The 14,113-nt window shown below is 76.7% G+C and carries 14 protein-coding genes; 9 read left to right on the top strand and 5 right to left on the bottom strand.

What is annotated here, in order from left to right; translation table 11 throughout:
• Positions 1-98 precede the first annotated feature (98 nt).
• Entirely contained in the window at positions 99-1,109 is a 1,011-nt protein-coding gene (locus GWJ10_RS03150; protein ID WP_163185052.1) for an arginase family protein, read from the bottom strand.
• 51 nt (positions 1,110-1,160) lie between these two features.
• The gene (locus tag GWJ10_RS03145) at positions 1,161-2,060 is read right to left on the bottom strand and encodes a universal stress protein (RefSeq protein WP_163185049.1); all 900 of its coding nucleotides are present in this window, start codon (positions 2,058-2,060) and stop codon (positions 1,161-1,163) included.
• Positions 2,061-2,273: 213 nt separating this feature from the next.
• On the opposite strand from GWJ10_RS03145, the gene GWJ10_RS03140 reads away from it, so the two are divergent.
• The 3 genes from GWJ10_RS03140 to GWJ10_RS03130 all read left to right on the top strand — a co-directional run bounded on the left by GWJ10_RS03140 (position 2,274) and on the right by GWJ10_RS03130 (position 4,162).
• Positions 2,274-3,002 (top strand): response regulator transcription factor, encoded by a 729-nt coding sequence (locus tag GWJ10_RS03140; RefSeq protein ID WP_081599919.1) that lies wholly within the window; start codon positions 2,274-2,276, stop codon positions 3,000-3,002.
• Positions 3,003-3,147: 145 nt separating this feature from the next.
• Positions 3,148-3,621, top strand: a complete 474-nt coding sequence (locus GWJ10_RS03135; protein WP_081599918.1) for a pyridoxamine 5'-phosphate oxidase family protein — start codon at positions 3,148-3,150, stop codon at positions 3,619-3,621.
• Positions 3,622-3,649: 28 nt separating this feature from the next.
• Positions 3,650-4,162, top strand: coding sequence for a GNAT family N-acetyltransferase (locus GWJ10_RS03130; RefSeq protein WP_163185046.1), 513 nt, complete (start codon positions 3,650-3,652; stop codon positions 4,160-4,162).
• A gap of 12 nt (positions 4,163-4,174) precedes the next feature.
• On the opposite strand, the gene GWJ10_RS03125 is transcribed toward GWJ10_RS03130, so the two are convergent.
• The gene (locus GWJ10_RS03125; RefSeq protein WP_232322677.1) at positions 4,175-5,350 is read right to left on the bottom strand and encodes a GAF domain-containing sensor histidine kinase; all 1,176 of its coding nucleotides are present in this window, start codon (positions 5,348-5,350) and stop codon (positions 4,175-4,177) included.
• A gap of 198 nt (positions 5,351-5,548) precedes the next feature.
• Between GWJ10_RS03125 and GWJ10_RS03120 the strand changes: the two genes are divergently transcribed.
• Positions 5,549-6,358, top strand: coding sequence for a tetratricopeptide repeat protein (locus GWJ10_RS03120; RefSeq protein WP_163185043.1), 810 nt, complete (start codon positions 5,549-5,551; stop codon positions 6,356-6,358).
• A gap of 244 nt (positions 6,359-6,602) precedes the next feature.
• Here the strand turns inward: GWJ10_RS03120 and GWJ10_RS03115 are convergent, their stop codons facing one another.
• Both GWJ10_RS03115 and GWJ10_RS03110 read right to left on the bottom strand, forming a co-directional pair.
• Positions 6,603-7,175, bottom strand: a complete 573-nt coding sequence (locus GWJ10_RS03115; RefSeq protein ID WP_021482147.1) for a hypothetical protein — start codon at positions 7,173-7,175, stop codon at positions 6,603-6,605.
• A gap of 199 nt (positions 7,176-7,374) precedes the next feature.
• Entirely contained in the window at positions 7,375-7,893 is a 519-nt protein-coding gene (locus tag GWJ10_RS03110; protein WP_163185040.1) for a DivIVA domain-containing protein, read from the bottom strand.
• A gap of 197 nt (positions 7,894-8,090) precedes the next feature.
• Between GWJ10_RS03110 and GWJ10_RS03105 the strand changes: the two genes are divergently transcribed.
• The 5 genes from GWJ10_RS03105 (at position 8,091) to GWJ10_RS03085 (ending at position 14,062) form a co-directional block, all read left to right on the top strand.
• Positions 8,091-10,136, top strand: a complete 2,046-nt coding sequence (locus tag GWJ10_RS03105; protein ID WP_163185037.1) for a D-alanyl-D-alanine carboxypeptidase family protein — start codon at positions 8,091-8,093, stop codon at positions 10,134-10,136.
• Between the two features lie 220 nt (positions 10,137-10,356).
• Positions 10,357-12,096 (top strand): ABC-F family ATP-binding cassette domain-containing protein, encoded by a 1,740-nt coding sequence (locus tag GWJ10_RS03100; protein ID WP_163185034.1) that lies wholly within the window; start codon positions 10,357-10,359, stop codon positions 12,094-12,096.
• A 128-nt stretch (positions 12,097-12,224) separates the two neighbouring features.
• Entirely contained in the window at positions 12,225-12,758 is a 534-nt protein-coding gene (locus tag GWJ10_RS19705; protein WP_076404301.1) for a DUF2087 domain-containing protein, read from the top strand.
• A gap of 60 nt (positions 12,759-12,818) precedes the next feature.
• Complete coding sequence (locus tag GWJ10_RS03090) at positions 12,819-13,352, top strand: YbaK/EbsC family protein (protein WP_061267922.1); 534 nt, start codon at positions 12,819-12,821, stop codon at positions 13,350-13,352.
• A 335-nt stretch (positions 13,353-13,687) separates the two neighbouring features.
• Positions 13,688-14,062 carry an STAS domain-containing protein gene (locus GWJ10_RS03085; RefSeq protein ID WP_021483854.1) on the top strand — a complete coding sequence of 125 codons (375 nt, stop codon included), beginning with the start codon at positions 13,688-13,690 and terminating at the stop codon, positions 14,060-14,062.
• The last annotated feature ends 51 nt before the right edge of the window (positions 14,063-14,113 follow it).

The following is a 14,113-nucleotide window of genomic DNA, read 5'->3' as shown; positions in this document are numbered from 1 at the left end:
CACCCGGCGTCGAACAGGTGGTCCTGGTGCGTCCAGGGCGCGTGTCGTGCCAGGACCACCTGGTGGGCCGGCCGGCACCGCCTGTTCGGCGGAGGCGCCTACGTCCGCAGCGGCTCCGGGGTCGGCGGGTGGAGGGTGAGGCCGGCCGCGAGCTCCAGGACGCAGAGGGCGGCGAGGCGGACCGTGCGGCCGTCGGGGGCGTCGGCCGTCGCGTCGACCTCGACGACGTCGGCAGAGCGGAGCCGGTCGTCGCGCGCCGCGGCCCGGACGAGGGCGCGCAGCTCCCACGCCGCGATCCCGCCCGGGACGCTCGCCGGGCAGCCCGGGGCGACGGAGCGGTCGCACACGTCGACGTCCACGTCGAGGTGCACCGGCCCTCCCGCGGCGCCCGCGACCTCCATGGCCGCGCGCATCACCTCCTCGGGCCCGCGCCGGCGCAGCTCGTGGACGTGCACGACGGTGATCCCCAGCTCGACGGCGCGGCGCGCGTACTCGGCGGAGTTCGCGAAGTCCGCGATGCCGACCTGCACGACCCGCCGCGGGTCGAGCCCCGCCTCGATGAGCCGTCGCACCGGCGACCCGTTGGACACGCCGTCGCGCAGGTCGTGGTGAGCGTCGAGCGTGACGAGGCCCGCGGTGGCGAGGTCGTCGCCCCACGCGCCGAGCGCGGTCGCGACGGTCACGGAGTTGTCGCCGCCCAGCGCGACGAGCAGCCGAGCGCGCTCCAGCGCGGACTGGACCGCCGCGCGCGTCCGGGCCTCGCCCTCCGCGCCGTCGGGCTCGTCGACGTCGCCGAGGTCGGCGAACGTGAGCTCGGCGAGGTCGACGGGGCCGGTCCGCTCCGCGGGACCGCCCGAGGCGACGGGTCGCACGCGGGCGGAGGGGCCGCCGTCGGGCAGCGGGCGGTCGGGTACGAGCGCGGGGCTGAACCTCCGCAGCGCGGCGCGCACCGCGGCGGGCGTCGCGTGCGCGCCGGTCGGCGAGAGCGACGTGCGCCAGGCCGGGACGCCGAGCAGCGCGAGGTCGACGGCGTCACCCGCCGGCCCGGGCCAGTCGCCCGCCCGGGGCCACGACGGGTCGTGCGGGAGGGCCTGCGCGTCGTCGCTCACGGTCTCGACGCTAGCGGCCCGACGGCGTCCCCGCCCCGCGCGGACGGCACCCTAGTCGCGCGCCGCGTGCACGACGGCGACGGGGTGCGTCGCGTGGTGCAGCACCTCCTGGCTCACCGAGCCGAGGAGCATGCCGCGCAGGTCGCCGCGGCCGCGCGAGCCGACGACGGTCAGCGCGGCCCCCGCCGCGGCCTCCCGGAGTGCGACGGACGGCTCGCGGTCGACGACGAACGTCTCGACGAGGACGTCGTCGTGCTCCGCGGTGCGCACGCGCCCGAGCGCGGCCTCGACGGTGCGCGACGCCTCGGCGCGCGCGTCGCGCTCGGCGGCGGTGTAGAACGCGGGGTTCTCCTCCCACAGCGGTCCGGTGGGCATCCGCCACGCGCACACCGCGACGACGCGGGAGCGGGTGCGCGCGGCCTCGTCGAGGGCGAACCGGAGCGCGGCGTCGCCGTGCACGGACCCGTCGACGCCGACCACGACGTCGGTGGTGCGCTCCACGCGCTCGACGGACGGCGGCACGACGACGACCGGCACGGGCGCGCGGGCGGCCAGCCGGGTCCCCACGGACCCGAAGAACATCGACCCGACGGACCCGAGCCCGCGGGAACCCACGACGACGAGGTCGGCGTCCTTGGCCTCGTCGAGCAGCGCCTCCGAGGGCGGGCCGGAGCGCAGCAGCGTCCGCACGGGCACCGACGCGTCCACGCGCGCGGCGCGCTCGGCGGCGGCCGAGAGGATGGGGCCGGCGATCTCGCCGAGCTCCTCGACGCTCGGGTAGTACGCGCCGCCGACGAACGGCGTCGCGACGACGGGCACGTACGCGACGTGCAGCACGCGCAGCTCCGCGCCCCGACGCGCCGCCTCGTGCACCGCCCAGTCCAGGGCCTTGCCGCTCGTCGTGCTGCCGTCCACACCGACCAGCACGACCTGCTGCGTCGATCCGCTCACCATGACCACCTCGGTCCTGTCGTCCCCTTCGTGGCGGTCGTCCCGCCACCTGCCACACCTCCTGGATACCGCGCGCGGGCGGTCCGCCGCACCCGGCGACCGCCCCCGACGCGCGGGACGCTCGGCACGACCCACCGGGACGAAGGTCCCGCACCCGCGGCGCCACGGGCGGGCGCGCGCGAGAATCCCCCTCCGACCGGCTACGTTGAGGGCATGGGCTCTCCCCACCCGATCCGCGTGTTCCTGCTCGACGACCACGAGGTGGTCCGCCGCGGCGTCGCCGCACTGCTCGAGGCCGCCGGTGACATCACCGTCGTCGGCGAGGCCGGCACCGCCGCCTCCGCGCTCGCCCGCATCAAGGCGACGCGCCCCGACGTCGCGATCCTCGACGTGCGCCTGCCCGACGGCTCGGGCGTCGAGGTGTGCCGCGAGGTGCGCTCCGAGCTGCCCGAGGTCGGCTGCCTCATGCTCACGTCCTTCGCCGACGACGAGGCGCTGTTCCAGGCCGTCCTCGCCGGGGCGTCGGGGTACGTGCTCAAGCAGATCCACGGGTCCGACCTCGTCGGCGCGGTCCGCACGGTCGCGGCGGGCGGGTCGCTGCTCGACCCGGCGAGCACCGCGCGCGTGCTGGAGCGCCTGCGCCACGCCGCGGACGAGACGCCGGACCGCCTCGAGGGCCTGTCCCAGCAGGAGCGCCAGATCGTCGCGCTCATCGGCGAGGGCCTGACGAACCGCGAGATCGGCAAGCGCCTCTACCTCGCGGAGAAGACGGTCAAGAACTACGTCTCCCACGTCCTCGCGACGCTCGGCCTGCAGCGCCGCACCCAGGTCGCGGTCCTCGCGACCGAGATGCGCCAGGAGGAGGCGTCCCGCCAGGGCGCCCCGGGCGCGGGCGGTCCCACCGGGGACCGGCAGCACGGTGGCCCGGCGCAGCGTCCCTGACGGCGGGCCCGACCCGCAGGGCGGGACGGGGCCCGAGGGCTCGCCCGCGCACGGACCGGGGGCCGACGCCCACGGACCGGGCGACCGCGCGGCGTCGGGACCTTCGGCACTCCCGGATCTGACACCGCGGCGCGACGATGTGGAGATGGACACAGTCGAGCGGACCGGGACAGGGGCACCGGTGGGGAGCGGGGGGCTCGCGACCGCCGAGCGCCCGCGCGCCTCGGCAGGGCTCGCGGAGCTCACGCCGGAGGAGAGCTACGCGCTCCTCGCGACCGTCCCCGTGGGCAGGATCGTCTACACCGACCACGCGCTGCCGGCGATCCAGCCGGTGAACTTCGTGCTCGACGGCCCGGACGTCGTGTTCCGGACCGCGGAGGGCTCGAAGCTCGCGGTGGCCGCCAGCCGCGCCGTCGTGGCGTTCGAGGTCGACTCGTTCGACGCCGACGCCCGCTCCGGGTGGTCCGTCGTGCTCGTCGGCCGCACGTTCGAGGTCACCGAGCCGGTGGAGCGCGCGCGGCTGCTCGCGCTCCCGCTCGTGACGTTCGTGCCCGGCGTGCGCGACCGCGTCATCAAGGTCGTGCCGCGCATCGTGACCGGCCGGAGGATCCTGCGCTGACCCCCGGCCCGCGCACTACGCTCGCCCGGTGACTGCGACGATCGAGGTACGTGCCGGGACGCCCGCGGACTGGCCCGGAATCTGGCGGGCGCTCGAGCCCGTCTTCCGCGCGGGCGAGACGTACACGTACCCGCGCGACATCACCGAGGCCGACGCCCGGGCCGCGTGGCTCGACGCCCCGGGCGCGCGTGTCCTCGTCGCGGTCCCGGCGGAGGACGGCGCCCGCGGCACCGTGCTCGGCACGGCGAAGTACCTGCCCAACCACCCCGGTGCCGGGGCGCACGTCGCGAACGCGAGCTTCGTCGTCGGGCCCGACGGCGCCGGGCGTGGCGTCGGCAGGACGCTCGCTCGCGCCGTGCTCGACGGTGCGCGCGCCGACGGCTACCGGGCGATGCAGTTCAACGCGGTCGTGGAGACGAACGAGCGCGCGGTCCGGCTCTGGGAGTCGCTGGGGTTCACGATCCTCGCGACCGTCCCCGAGGCGTTCGACCACCCGGTGCACGGGCTCGTCGGCCTGCACGTCATGCACCGGACGCTCTGAGCACCCGGCGCGTCAGCCGAGCGGCACCCACCACTCGAGGCGGGTGCCGCCGTCGGGCCGGGCGGTCGCGGTGCTCGACCCGCCGAGCGCGGCGGCGCGCGCCTGCATGTTCCGCAGGCCGGAGCGCCGGCCGCCGGGCTGGATGCCCACGCCGTCGTCCGTGACGGTGAGGCGCGCCTCGTGCGCGGTCACGGCCAGGTGCACGACGACGCGGCTCGCCTGCGCGTGCCGGGCGACGTTGGTCAGGGCCTCGCCGAGCACGACGACGAGCTGGTCCGCGACCTCGGCCGGCAGGCTGGGGCCGCCGTCGGTCACGCCCGCGCCCGACCCCTCGGCCGCGACCTCGACGTCGACCTCGGGCGCGAACCCGAGCACGGTCGTCGCGGCCTCGGCCTGCGCGCGGAACCGGTCCTCGATCGAGGGCGCGTCCGGGTCCGTGGCCGTGTGCAGCGCGAAGATCGTGGACCGGATCTGCCGGATCGTCTCGTCGAGGTCGGAGACGGTCTCCTCGATGCGCGTGCGCGCGTTCGGGTCGCTGACGAGCGGCTGCACGCTCATGAGCGTCATGGCCGACGCGAAGAGGCGCTGGATGACGACGTCGTGCAGGTCGCGCGCGATCCGGTCGCGGTCCTCCAGCACACCCACCTGCTTCGCCCGGCCGTAGAGCCGCGCGTTCTCGATGGCGACGCCCGCGGCGGCGGCGAGCGCGACCACGGCCGCCTCGTCCTCCGCGGTGAACTCCTCGCACCCGCCCCCGGGGACCTGCTTGTCGGTGAGGTAGAGGTTGCCGAACACCGTGTCGCGCACCCGCACCGGCACGCCGAGGAACGTGTGCATGGGCGGGTGGCCCTCGGGGAAGCCGGCCGAGCGCACGTCGTCGGCGATCTCCGGCACGCGGATGGGCGCCGGGTGGTCGATGAGCTCGCCCAGCAGACCCTCGCCGTGCGGCCAGTGGTCGATCTCGGCGACCTCGTCGTCCGAGAGGCCCAGGGGGATGAACTGCGCGAGGCGCTCGCGCCCCGAGGCGTCGAGCACCCCGAGCGCGCCGTACCGGGCGCCCGTGAGCTCCATCGCCGCGTCGACGATGCGCCGCAGCACCTGCGGCAGGTCGAGGTCGCTCGTCACCGCCACGACGGCGTCCAGCACGCGTTGCCCGGCGCTGGCCGGCAGGTCGGTCGTTCCGCTCACCCGATGCAGTCTCCCAGACCCCGGCGGCCGGGCGGCACCCGTCTCGCCCGGGGTGTGACGTGGGCGACACCGCCGCGCTATCGTGCGTCCACATCTCGGGACGTCCGACGCCGTCCTGCCGCCGGCCGCACGTCGCCGTCGCGCAGGTCCCGGACCACCGGGCCGTCGACGCAGGGGGCCGAAGGGACGCGGTGCCGCATGCCGACCACCGACCAGGGCGCGGACGTCGCCCCGCGCTCCGGAGCGCCCGCCGAGGCCGCGGCGAGCGCCCTCGCGGACCTGCGGTCCGCCGTCGGGCACCTGCACCCCGACGACCCGGCCGAGCTCGTCGCGATCGCCGACGACCTGCGCGCGCTCGGCAGCCCGGCCGCCGCGGTCCCGTTCTACGAGGCGGCCGTCGAGCAGGGCGTGCCGGGGGCCGTGTACCGGCTGGGCGTCGCGCACCACGAGGCGGGCGACGCCGTGGAGGCGTTCCGCTGCTTCGAGCTCGCTGGTCTGGCGGGCGACGCGCTGGGGGCGTTCATGGCCGCGCAGGTCGCGGCGGAGCGCGGCGACCTGCACGCGGCCCGCCGCTGGTACGAGCTCGCGCAGGGTGTCGAGGGCGCGGCCGTGCGGCTCGCGCAGGTGCTCGCCGAGCTGGGGGAGCGCGACGCGGCCGACGACGTCCTCGCGGCGACGTCGGGCGAGAGCTGGGAGGCGGCGGTCGAGCTCGTGCGCAGCGGCGCGCTGGCCCCGGACGCCGCCGTCGCGCTGCTCGAGGGGTGGGCCGGGACGGGCGAGGCGCGCGTCGCGGCGGCCCTCGCGGACCTCTACGTGCGCGCGGGCCGCGGGCCGGACGCCGAGGACCTGCTCGAGCAGGCGGCGCTCGCCGGCGAGCCGACGGCGCGCACGAGCCTCGGGGTGCTCCGCCTCCGGGCGGGACGCGTCGCCGAGGCGATGGCCCTGTGGCACGAAGCGGCCGCCCAGGGCGATCCCCAGGCGGCGGAGCTGCTGGCCCGCTTCGGCTGACGCCGGGCGGTGCACCGGACCGGGCGGCCGCGGGCCGGGCACGCAGAAAGGCGCCCGGCGGGCGACCGGCTCCGTCGAGCTGTCGGTCGCCCTGCCGGGCGCGGAGGGCGGGACGTGCGGGTGGTCTCCCCACCGCCCGCACGCCCCTCTTCCCCCGGGAGCGACTCCCTGCAGCGACGGCCTCAGATCGTCGCGCGGTATCGGTCGCCCCGTGGCCCGCCGCACACGGCGGGCGGTCGAACCGTCAGACCAGCCAGGCGTTGCGCTGGACGAACGGGATCCTCTTCCACGTCTTGCCGAGCCCGAGCACGCTGCCCGCCCCGAGGAGCGTGAGAGCGATGATCGTGAGCGACATCGTGATGTGGTCGTCGATGATCGGGTTGGTCACGAGCGGGAGCTCGGCCAGGTACATGAGCAGGAGCAGGAGCGTGCCGCTCACCGCGGCGATGCGCATCCCGATGCCCAGGATCAGGGCGAGCCCGATGCCGAGCAGGCCGACCATGAAGAGCACGTCGATGAACGCGTTCCCCGCGAGGCCGCTGAAGAAGCCCGAGAACGTGCCCTCGAGGTTCGACAGGAAGCCGGTGGTCGGGCTGTTCCCGTTGATCCACGACCGCTCGGCGGGGGTGGCGAACCCGAGCCCGAACGTCTTGTCGAGGAAGGCCCAGAGGAAGTAGAACCCGATCGTGATCCGCAGGACGCCGAGCACCACCTGGGTGGGTCGCGTGGCGCGCTCCGCGAGGCTGAGGGTCTCCGGCTCGGTGCCTTCGACCGTGGGGAGCGGCGCGTTGGCGTTCCGCTCGATCGTCCCCTTCATCACTGTCCCCTCTCATCGACCCGTCCGGTGCGGTCGGGCTCCTGAGACCAAGCAAACCCCTGTGAAGGAAGGGTGGACGTCAGGCAAAAGTCGCCGGGCCCGGGGACCTAGGTCCCCGGTGCCGACGAGGGTCCGGCGATACCGGGCACGGGCTGCTCGCGCGCGGCCCGTGCGGTCAGGAGCCGGACGGCCCGTGCGGTCAGGAGCCGGACGCGTCCTCGAGGTCCGCGCGGAGCTCGTCGACCCGGGTGCGCAGGCTCTCGATCGCGTCGCGCACCGCGGCGTCGGCGCCGGAGAGGGTGCCCGCGACGTCGCCCAGCTCGGTGGACGCGTCCTCGAGCGCGGCCTCGGCGTCGGCCAGGCGCTGCTCGGCCTGGGCGCGCGTCTCGTCCGTGGCGGACGCCGCCTCGTCCGCCGCGGCGCGGGCCTCGTCGGCGGCCTCCTGCGCGGACGCGACGGCCTCCTCCGCGCGGGCGCGCGTGTCGTCCGGGAGGGTGCCCAGGTCGTCGGTGAGCGACCGGACGTCCTCGCCGATCGTCTCGACCTGGGAGCGCGCGTCGTCGAGGAACTGCTGTACCCCGTCGCCCGTCAGGGTGAATTCCGGCACGCTCACCGAGCCGTCCTCGGCGCACCCGCCCAGCGCGACGGTCGCGGCGACGGCTGCCCCGAGCGCGAGCGCGCGGGACGTTGACCTGCGGTGACGTGTCGGTGAACTCATGGAGCGATTGTCCACCGCGAACATGAGACGGGGGTGAGAGCCTCGTGGAGGCGGTGTACGGTAGGCGGACGAGGGCACTGTGGCGTGCAGCACACCGATCGTGTGCGCGCGCAGCCGTGACGTCGGGCGCGACGACGCGCACATCCGGCGTGCGGGACCGCAGGCCCGTGGCAGGGCACGAAGCACGGGAGTGAGCGGTGAGCACCACGGCGGAGCACGAGGGCGCGGACGACGCGCCCGTGACGCCCGAGCCCGCGCCCGCCGCCGCCGCGGTGGGCCCGGAGTCGTTCGGACGGCGCGCGCGGGCCGTGTCGCACGTCCTCATCTCCTCGGCGCTCGCCATCACGCTCGCCGCGGCCCTCGCCGGCAGCGCCCAGCCGCGCCCCGGCGCGTCGTTCTTCGCGCAGGAGACGGCCACGGCGACCCAGGTCGCGGCGCTCTCGAGCACGCTCGGCGCCGGCCTCGACGAGGGCCAGCAGCTCGACGGCGCCATCGAGGTCCTCGCGACGGCCAACGCGCTCGACGACGGCCACGTCTCCCCGCCCGTCGAGCAGGCCCGCGCCGAGCTCGGCATGCTCCTGGCCACCTACCTCGCGCAGCAGGACGCGGCCCGCCGCGTCCCCGCGCCCCTCGTGCCCGACGGCGACCTCGACCTGGACGAGTCGCTCGACGGCGCGCAGGTCCCCGAGCTGCCGGAGCCGCTCGGCCCGGGCGCAGGCGATGGCACCGACGACACCACGACGGGCACGGACGGCGAGACCGACGACCCCGCGACCGACCGCCCGGCGCAGCAGCCCGCGACGGTCGACGCCGCCGGCGACGTAGCGACCGACGCGGTCCGCACCGCGGCGACGCCCACCGCGCCGTCGCCCAGCCCGACGAGCAGCCCGTCCCCCAGCGCGTCCACCGACCCCTCGCCGAGCGACCCCCCGAGCCCCGGCGGCACGCCGAGCCCGGCGCCCGGCACGAGCACGCCCCTGGACCCGACCGCCCCCGGCGGCACGGGATCCGCGGGAGACGCGGGGTCCCCGGGCGACCGGACGCTGCCCGAGGACGAGGTGCCCGCGCCCGACGGGGTGGCCCCCGGTGAGCTCGACGGCTCCCAGGACCCGGCCGACGGATCGGCTGACAGCGGTGACGGCGGCCACGCCGAGGGCGACGACCACGCGCACGGCGACGTGACGCTGGAGGACGTCCTCGCCTCCGCGACGACGCTCGCCGAGCTGCTCGGCACCGACCTCGTGCCGGTCGGGGTCGTCCCGGCAGCCGGGGCGACGGCGCTCGCGGGCACGACCCTCGCGGAGCGGCTCGCCGAGGTCGTCGAGCGGTACGCGGGCTCGACGGCGCAGTACCAGAACGGCCGCATCCCGCCGGAGGCGCTGTGCGCGCTCGACTTCGCGCCGGGCAAGACCCTGCGCTGCGACGCCGCGGAGCAGCTCGAGGCCCTCGCCGCCGAGTTCGAGAAGGAGTTCGGGTACGCGCTGAAGATCACCGACGCGTACCGCCCCTACGACGAGCAGGTGCGCCTCAAGGCGGTCAAGCCCTACCTCGCGGCCGTGCCCGGCACGTCGCAGCACGGATGGGGGCTTGCCATCGACGTCGGCGGGAACGTGCCGTCGGGGACGTCGCTCGAGTACGTCTGGCTCCGCACGCACGGCCCGGACTACGGCTGGGACAACCCCGCGTGGGCGCGGCCCAACGGGTCCAAGCCGGAGCCGTGGCACTTCGAGTTCTTCGCGGCGGGGAAGATGCCGACGCGGTACACGCCTGCCGAGGGCAGCGCGCCGTCCACGCCGCAGAAGCCGGCGACGCCGAGCGCCCCCGCGCCGAAGCCGACGACCCCGCCCGCGCCGCAGCCCCCGGCACCGACGCCCACGCCCACGCCCACGGAACCCCCGCCGACGAAGCCCACGGACCCGCCGCCGCCCACGACCGTCGCCGTCCCGGCGAACCTCGTCGGCAAGCAGCAGGCCACCGTGGAGGCAGCGCTGCAGGGCGCCGGGCTGAAGGTCAGCGTCACGACGAAGGTCGACGAGGCCGCGCCCGGGACCGTGCTGTCCGTCACGCCGGGCTCCGGCACCCAGGTCGCGCCGGGAAGCACGGTCGCGATCGTCGTCTCGTCCGGGCCGCCGCCCGAGCCCGAGCCCGAGCCGTCACCCGAGCCGACGGACCCGGCACCCGAGCCCACGGTCGCGCCGACCCAGGCCCCGACGGCCCCCGGGACGGAGCCGACCACCCCCTGAGCGGAGGGGCGTCGTCGGGCCCGGGCGGAACCGTGGCCGCGCCCGGCGCGAGGGCGCCGCCGGGAAAATGCCGTGCGTCTCCCGTGCCGACGGCGTAGCGTCGGGCGCGATGTGATCCTCACCCGCCCCGGCCGCTCCGTCCCGTCGAGCCCGTCGCCGTGGCCCCCGCCGCCCTCCGCGGCGTGCGCGCGCCACCCGGGCACCTGGTAGGTGATCACCCATGGCACGTCCCACCCCTGTCCTGCGCGCGTCCGACGTCCGCGTGTCCTTCGCGGGCCGCACGGTCCTGCGCGGCGTCGACCTCGCCGTCGACCCCGGCCATCGCACGGGTCTCGTCGGCGAGAACGGTGTCGGCAAGTCCACGCTCCTGCGGGTGCTCGCGGGCACGCTCGCCCCAGACGACGGCACGGTGAGCCGGCCCGCCGACCTCGGGTTCCTGCACCAGGAGTTCCTGTACCCGCCGACGACGTCGGTCCGCGCGGTCGTCGACGACGCGCTCGCGCGCGTCCGCGGGATCGAGCGCGAGCTCGAGGAGGCGGCGCTCGCCCTCGCCGGCGACCCGGGCGGCGAACCCGTCCCCGGTGCCGAGGAGGCGTACGCGCGCGCCCTCGCGCGCGCCGAGCTCGCCGACGTCTGGGACGCCGACGCGCGGGCCGCGCGCACGCTCGCGGGTCTCGGGCTCGACGTGGAGGGGGTCGCCGGCCGCGAGGTCGGGTCGCTGTCCGGGGGCCAGCGCACGCGGCTCGGCCTCGCCGCGCTGCTCGTGCGCCAGCCCGGCGCGATGCTGCTCGACGAGCCGACGAACCACCTCGACGACGACGCGGCGGAGTTCCTCGCCGCGGCGCTGCGCGCGCTCCCGGGCGCCGTGGTGCTCGCGAGCCACGACCGCGTGTTCCTCGACGAGGTGTGCACCGAGATCCTCGACCTCGACCCGGTCGCGGAGCCGCTCCGCGGCGCGGGCGGCGGGGACGCGGCGCGCGGCGGGGGAGCGGGGACCCTCTACGGCGGCACGTACGGCGACTACCTCGAGGCCAAGCGCGTCGAGCGCGAGCGCTGGGAGCAGCGCTTCGAGGCGGAGCAGGCCGAGCTCGCGGAGCTGCGGCGCGGGGTCGCGGTGACGGCCCGGGACGTCGCGAAGAACCGTGAGCGGGGCAACCAGGCGAAGATCCTCTACGACTTCAAGGGCGAGCGCGTGCAGGGCCAGATCGCGCGGCGCGTGCGCAACGCGCAGCAGCGGCTCGACGCGCTCGAGCGCGACCAGGTGCGCAAGCCGCCCCCGCCCCTGCGCTTCGCACCGCCGAGCGGGGGGACCCGCCTCGCGCCGGGCGGTGGCGACGTGGTCGCGTGGGCGCGCGGCGTCGTCGTGCACCGGCCCGGGCGTGGAGGGCCCGGGGCGGCCCCGGGCGAGCGGCCGGACCGGCTCGACATGGCAGCGTCGGGCGTCCCGTCGATCGAGGTCGCGCGGGGGAGCCGGCTGCTCGTCACCGGGGCCAACGGTGCCGGGAAGTCCACGCTGCTGCACGTGCTCGCGGGCGACCTCGTGCCCGACGCCGGCACCGTGGGCCGGGCGCGCGGGGTCCGGGTGGGGCTGCTCGAGCAGGACGTGCACCTGCACGACGACGACCGCACCCCGCGCGAGCTGCTCGCCCTCGCGCAGGGCGTGGACCCGACGGACGCGCGCGACGCGGCCGTGGACGCGCACGGCCTCCTCGCGCCGCGCGACCTGGGGCGACGGCTCGCGGAGCTCTCCGTGGGGCAGCGTCGGCGCGTGGTGCTCGCGATGCTCGTCACGCAGGCGCCCGACGTGCTGCTCCTGGACGAGCCGACGAACCACGTGTCGCTCACGCTCGCGGGCGAGCTCATGGAGGCCGTGGAGGAGTGGCCGGGCGCCGTGGTCGTGGCGTCGCACGACCGGTGGCTGCGGCGCCGCTGGCAGGGCGACGCCGTGCACCTCGCCTGACGGCCCCGCCGCGCCCGTCCGCCCGGCCGCCGGGCGGAGCGCGGGTCGGGCGCGGGGAGGTGGAGCGCGGGGTGCAGGGTCCTGGAACGCGGTGGCCGTGTGCCGCGCGGCGTGCGTAGGGTCGGGCGGTGGACGACGACCGGACGGGCGCCCCGGTGCCCGACAACGCGTGGAAGCAGGTGGTCGCGTCGCTCGCCGACGCGGGACGGCTCGAGGTGCTCGCGCGCGTCGTGACCGAGGGGCCCGCGGAGGCGGTGCTGTCGGCCGACGAGCGCCGTCGGCTCGCGCCGCTCCTCGCCGCGGGCGTCGTGGTGCGCGAGGAGACGGGCTTCCTGCGGGCGGCGCCCGAGCGGTTCGCGGCCCTGCTCGCGTCCGCGCCCACGCCGCGCCCCACGGGCCCCGACCGCTTCCTCACGGACGGACGCCTGCTGCGCATGCCGAAGCGGCTGCGTGACCGCGAGCTCGTCGTGCAGTACCTCGCGGCGCAGGTGCTCCCGCTGGAGGAGCCCGTCACCGAGCTCACGTTGACCAAGCGGCTCGCGGCGCGCGCCGCGGACCCGGTGTCGCTGCGGCGCGCGATGGTCGACGCGGGCCTCGTGCACCGCACGCGCGACGGCGCCGAGTACTGGCGCACCGTCGTGACGGAGTTCGACGACGTCTGACGGGCGGCGGCCCCGCTACGGCAGCCCGTGCGTCGGGAGCGAGGGCTAGGGTCGGTTCTCATGAGCAGCGAGCGCGCCGTGGCGGCGCTGGAGGCGTCGGGCATCGACTTCACCCTCACCCGGCACGGCCGGGTGGGGTCGCTGGAGGAGGCGGCCGCCGCGCGCGGCGTGCACCCGGCGCGCGTCCTCAAGACGATCGTCGTGCGGCGCGCGGAGGACGACTACCTGTTCGTGCTCGTCCCGGGCGACCGGCAGATCTCGTGGCCCAAGCTGCGCGCGCTGCTCGGCGTGTCGCGCCTGTCCATGCCGGACAAGGAGGTCGCGCGCGACGTCACCGGGTACGAGCGCGGCACCATCACGCCGTTCGGCGCCACGCACGCGTGGCCCGTCGTGGCGGACGTGCGCGTGGTCGCCGTGCGCGGCGAGGACGAGGTGGACGTCGCGGGCGACCCGGCGACCCCGGAAGCCCCGGGTGACGGCGACCACCTCGTCTCCATCGGCGCGGGCGAGCACGGCGTGGCCGCGACGGTCGACGGGCAGGCCCTCGTGGCCGCCCTCGGGGCCCAGGTCGCCGACGTCACCGAGCCCCTGTAGCGGGTAAGGGAACGAGACCGCGACGCCGCCCGGGCTGCGCCTCCTCGTGGCGCTCCCGGGGCTCCGGGACGCGCGGAGGCACCGACGCGGTCCGGGTTGTGAGGGTTCGGAGGAAGGTCGCGGTCGACCGCCGCGCGGGCTGGTGTGCGCCCCGCGCCGGGTGCAGACTCTGGGGTGCTCCGGTCACGGTCGCCTGGTCCGACCCGCCGCCCGACGGTCACGGCCGGCGTCCGGACGGAGCCGTGAGGCAGGCGCAGGGAACAGGCCACCACCGCCGGACGTTGTCCGGAGGGGCGGCCGACAGCAGGCAGGACGACTCGAGAGAAGCGGGAACCGTGGACACAGGCAGCGCGATCGACCGGACGAGCGGGATCGTCTACGCCCCGGCGGACGGCGGCGTGGTCGTGACGATGTGGGGAGAGGTGGACGCGGCGCTGCGCGACCGCGCGAGCGAGGCGATGTCCTACGTGCTCGACACCCGCGGGCGCGTCGTGGTGGACGTCGCCGACGTCACCTTCATCGACTCCTCGGGCATCGCGTTCATCATCCAGCTCTACATGCTCGGCGAGGAGGACGGCCGTGAGGTCGTGCTCCGGGACCCGTCGCCGAGCATCGTCGAGCTGCTCGACATGATCGGCATGGGCGGGCGGATCCCCGTCGAGCGCAGCGGCGCCTCGACGGGCCCGATCGAGGTCGTCGGCGCCGTCTGACACCCGCGCGCCCGCCGCCGCCCCGGGTCCCCGGGGCTGTGGGAACCGGCC

It is taken from the genome of Cellulosimicrobium sp. SL-1, from assembly GCF_011033075.1.
Lineage (GTDB): Bacteria > Actinomycetota > Actinomycetes > Actinomycetales > Cellulomonadaceae > Cellulosimicrobium > Cellulosimicrobium funkei.
Note: the sequence above shows the minus strand (reverse complement) of the source record. Positions and strands in the feature narration are given on the sequence as shown.

Coding starts and splice junctions, on each gene's coding strand:
- GWJ10_RS03120 (WP_163185043.1), top strand. CDS start 5,549: ATGCCGACCACCGACCAGGGCGCGGACGTCGCCCCGCGCTCCGGAGCG.
- GWJ10_RS03100 (WP_163185034.1), top strand. CDS start 10,357: ATGGCACGTCCCACCCCTGTCCTGCGCGCGTCCGACGTCCGCGTGTCC.
- GWJ10_RS03090 (WP_061267922.1), top strand. CDS start 12,819: ATGAGCAGCGAGCGCGCCGTGGCGGCGCTGGAGGCGTCGGGCATCGAC.
- GWJ10_RS03110 (WP_163185040.1), bottom strand. CDS start 7,893: ATGAGTTCACCGACACGTCACCGCAGGTCAACGTCCCGCGCGCTCGCG.
- GWJ10_RS03140 (WP_081599919.1), top strand. CDS start 2,274: ATGGGCTCTCCCCACCCGATCCGCGTGTTCCTGCTCGACGACCACGAG.
- GWJ10_RS03115 (WP_021482147.1), bottom strand. CDS start 7,175: ATGAAGGGGACGATCGAGCGGAACGCCAACGCGCCGCTCCCCACGGTC.
- GWJ10_RS03135 (WP_081599918.1), top strand. CDS start 3,148: ATGGACACAGTCGAGCGGACCGGGACAGGGGCACCGGTGGGGAGCGGG.